Source organism: Nonomuraea sp. NPDC050691 (assembly GCF_040654455.1).
GTDB lineage: Bacteria > Actinomycetota > Actinomycetes > Streptosporangiales > Streptosporangiaceae > Nonomuraea.
In genome coordinates, this window is the sequence record NZ_JBFAIA010000340.1 from 1 (window position 1) to 2,962 (window position 2,962).

Below are 2,962 nucleotides of genomic sequence, written 5' to 3' on the forward strand. Positions count from 1 at the left end.
GGCGTGGAGCCGCCCCGGGGGCTCGTCCGCGAGGCTTGGGTCCAGGGTTCTCGTCCCTGGAGCTCAGGACTGGCGGAAGCCGGTGATCTCGCGGTCGCCGATCCTGGTGGGCGCGTTGGCGTCGGCGACCCGGTACCAGGCGACGGCGAAGGCGGCCACGGCCGGCGCCAGGTTGGCGCAGAGCACCACCACGGTGCCGAGCCTGGTGCCCAGGAACTCCACCGCGGGACGCAGCGCCGGGTTGAAGCGCGCCGCGATCCCCAAGCCCGCGATGGCCGCCGCGCTCGCGCCCGAGAAGATCAGCACGGCCATGAAGATCCGGTCCAGGTCCCGCACTGTCCGGATCAGGGCCTGGGCGAGCCGGCGGGTCCGGTCGGCCACGTGGACGCCCGCGGCGATGAACTCGACCAGCCGGGCGTCGGCGGCCTCCATCGCGGGCCCCGCCCAGGCGGCCGCGATGGCCTCGCGCACGGGGCCGGTGTCGTGGCCGAACAACTCGCCGCACCGGTCGGCGACGTCGGTCCAGCCGGCGATGGCACGGTCGATGTCCTCGTCCGAGGGCACGACCACAGCCAGCCAGGCGAGTCCCGCGGCCACGACCGTCCAGGAGAACGCCTTGACCGTGGCGATGTTCAGACGCGTGCCCTCCGTGGCCTTGGCGAGCCGGCTGAGCTCCTCCCCCTTGTACACCTCGGCGAAGGAGGGGGCATACGACTTGATTTCCCGGACGCGCCCGGCTATGCGCGCACGCTGCCAGGCCTCGTGCTTCGCGAGGTCTTTCGCCATGAACCCGGCGTGCGTCCGCCCCACGCTGCCGGCCGCCACGACGGGGAGTCCGCTGTAGGCCAGCCACGGGAAGGGTTCGTCATCCAGGCCCAAGGGGTCGTACTTCTCGGGAGGGGCGGGGGGCAAGGCTGACGGCGCCGCCTGGGCCTCCCGCACCGCTGCGATGACGCGGCCCAGGGCCACGCTCATGGTCGTGCCGGCGTCCTCCGCGCGGTCGTAGCCGTCACGGGTCCGCCTCAGGCGCTCAGCCAGCTCGGCGCCCTCGCGGCTGCCGCGGAGGAACTCCTCACGCAGCCCGTCCCAGATCTGGCCGTAGTCGTACCGGGCCGGCCACTCCGCCGCCGCCCCGAGCGCCATGCTCGGCAGCGCGAACCTGTAGCCTCCGTAGGCGAGGCTTCCCAGTCCCCCCGCCAGATCATCCAGCATCTCGGCCACGGCCCCGAAGCCTGGCCGCTCGTACCGCAATTCCTGCCCGTCACCCATCGCCCTGCCCGTCTCCGCTCATGATCGGGCAACACGATAGCCGGGCTCGGAGTGGCGCGCCGGACCTGTCCGGCCCCCTAGCGCTCGTCGAGCACGAACATGATGTGCTCGTCCTCGCCGTGCATGACCGTGCCCTCGCGCCGGAACCCGCACCTCTCCAGCAGCCGCACCGACCCGGTGTTGCCGCTGAACGGGTCGGCGTACAGGGGGCGGGCCTTCTCGGCGCGCAGGAACAGGGTCAGCGCCCGGGTGCCGACGCCGCGCCCCCAGAACGCGCGGCCGAACCAGTAGCCGAGGAAGCGCCGCTCCCCCTCCCACCAGGCGACGAGGTTGCCCGCGAGCTCGCCGTCCACGACGACCGCCTGGACGAAGACAGTGGGATCGGCCAGGATCGCGATGCGCCAATGGGTCATGAACCGGTCACGCTCGCGGGCCGCAAACCTGGAGCGCCGGGAAGCCTCCGGGTCCTGCTCCTGTTCGAAGAAGGTCTCCAGGTCGTCGTCCACCACGTCCCGCAGGCTCACGTCCACGGCCCGGGGACCGCCCATGCTGTCGCTCATGACCGCCGAGTCTGGCAGGCGCCACCGACAGAAACCCTCGGTCAGCGAGCCGGATGGAGCTCATCCCACAGCTCCAGGGCGTTGCGCAGCTCCCGCTCGGCCCGGGGCGAGCGCGTGCCGGCCAGGCCCTCCCTGAGCAGGCGCACCGGCGCGGGGCCGGCGACCCACGCGTCCACGACGGCGTACCACGCGTTCCCGCTGACCACCCGGCTGCGCCAGTCCCGCACGAGGGCGGCCAGGTGCCGGGCCGCCGCCTCCTCACCGGCCCTCTCCTCCCACACCGCCAGGTACGGGGCCGGGTCCAGGCGGAACTCGGAGCCGATGATCTCCAGCAGCTGCTCGGCGTCGAGCTCGCGGGGATAGGCGCTCAGCGTCTCGCGCCACCACGCGCCGACGGCCGCCACGACGGCGCCCCTCTCGTCGTCCGGCCAGCTCCCCCAGTGCGTCGCCGTCCGGCCCGCCAGGATCGGCCCGACGAACCAGCCGTCCATCTCCTCGGTGATCAGCAGCTCCAGGAGGCGCGGGAGATAGTGCTTGAAGTCGGCCTCGTCGCCCCACGTCGAGTGGTTCCACGCGTACGGTTCGAGGGCTTCCGCGCTGAGGGAGCGCAGCGGCCCCGTTCGCGCGGCCCGTACCTGTTCCGGGGAGACGCAGTGGTCGCAGGCGACGGTGTCCTCCGGGAGGGGGTGCCGGGAGAAGGTCGCGTAGAGGTGGTCCAGCGCTGTGCGCAAGTCGGGGTCCGTGCTCACCTCACGGGATGCTAGACCGCCCGGGCTCGCGCCACGCGCGACTTCGCAGGATGCGGGCCGGGCGGGGTCATTCCGAGGGGGGCGGGTGGAGGAACGCGGCCTGGACGCCCGCCTGGAAACGGGTGTGCGCGCCGAGCCTGCTCATCAGGTCCGCGATGCGGCGCTCGGCCGTGCGGTAGCCGATGCCGAGCTGGCGGGCGATGGCCTCGTCGGTCAGGCCCGCCACCAGGAGGGCGATCAGCCGCTCGTCGTCGTGGCCGGGCTGGCGGGCGGGCGACGGGCTGCCGCGCGCCGGAGGGGTGGACGACCAGCGCGGCGTCGGCGTCGGGGTAACCGACGCCGAGGGCAACGCCGTCGAGCAGACGGTCAGCCGCGCCTACGGGC

5 protein-coding genes are annotated in these 2,962 nt (G+C 73.4%); 1 reads left to right on the plus strand and 4 read right to left on the minus strand.

Going from position 1 to position 2,962, the window contains the following annotated elements:
- Positions 1–63 precede the first annotated feature (63 nt).
- From AB0H81_RS44440 to AB0H81_RS44455, 4 genes are all read right to left on the minus strand, one after another.
- Positions 64–1,221, minus strand: coding sequence for a hypothetical protein (locus AB0H81_RS44440; RefSeq protein WP_358388463.1), 1,158 nt, complete (start codon positions 1,219–1,221; stop codon positions 64–66).
- A 125-nt stretch (positions 1,222–1,346) separates the two neighbouring features.
- Positions 1,347–1,829 (minus strand): GNAT family N-acetyltransferase, encoded by a 483-nt coding sequence (locus AB0H81_RS44445; protein WP_358388466.1) that lies wholly within the window; start codon positions 1,827–1,829, stop codon positions 1,347–1,349.
- A gap of 41 nt (positions 1,830–1,870) precedes the next feature.
- Positions 1,871–2,578, minus strand: coding sequence for a hypothetical protein (locus tag AB0H81_RS44450; RefSeq protein ID WP_358388469.1), 708 nt, complete (start codon positions 2,576–2,578; stop codon positions 1,871–1,873).
- A 67-nt stretch (positions 2,579–2,645) separates the two neighbouring features.
- Positions 2,646–2,804, minus strand: coding sequence for a LuxR C-terminal-related transcriptional regulator (locus AB0H81_RS44455; protein ID WP_358388472.1), 159 nt, complete (start codon positions 2,802–2,804; stop codon positions 2,646–2,648).
- Between AB0H81_RS44455 and AB0H81_RS44460 the strand changes: the two genes are divergently transcribed.
- The coding region (locus AB0H81_RS44460) for a hypothetical protein (protein WP_358388474.1) at positions 2,779–2,962 on the plus strand (184 nt) is incomplete at its 3' end. The genes AB0H81_RS44455 and AB0H81_RS44460 overlap by 26 nt on opposite strands.

Bases quoted from the DNA above. Each gene is read 5' to 3' on its own strand.
- AB0H81_RS44445 (WP_358388466.1), bottom strand. From the start codon at position 1,829: ATGAGCGACAGCATGGGCGGTCCCCGGGCCGTGGACGTGAGCCTGCGG.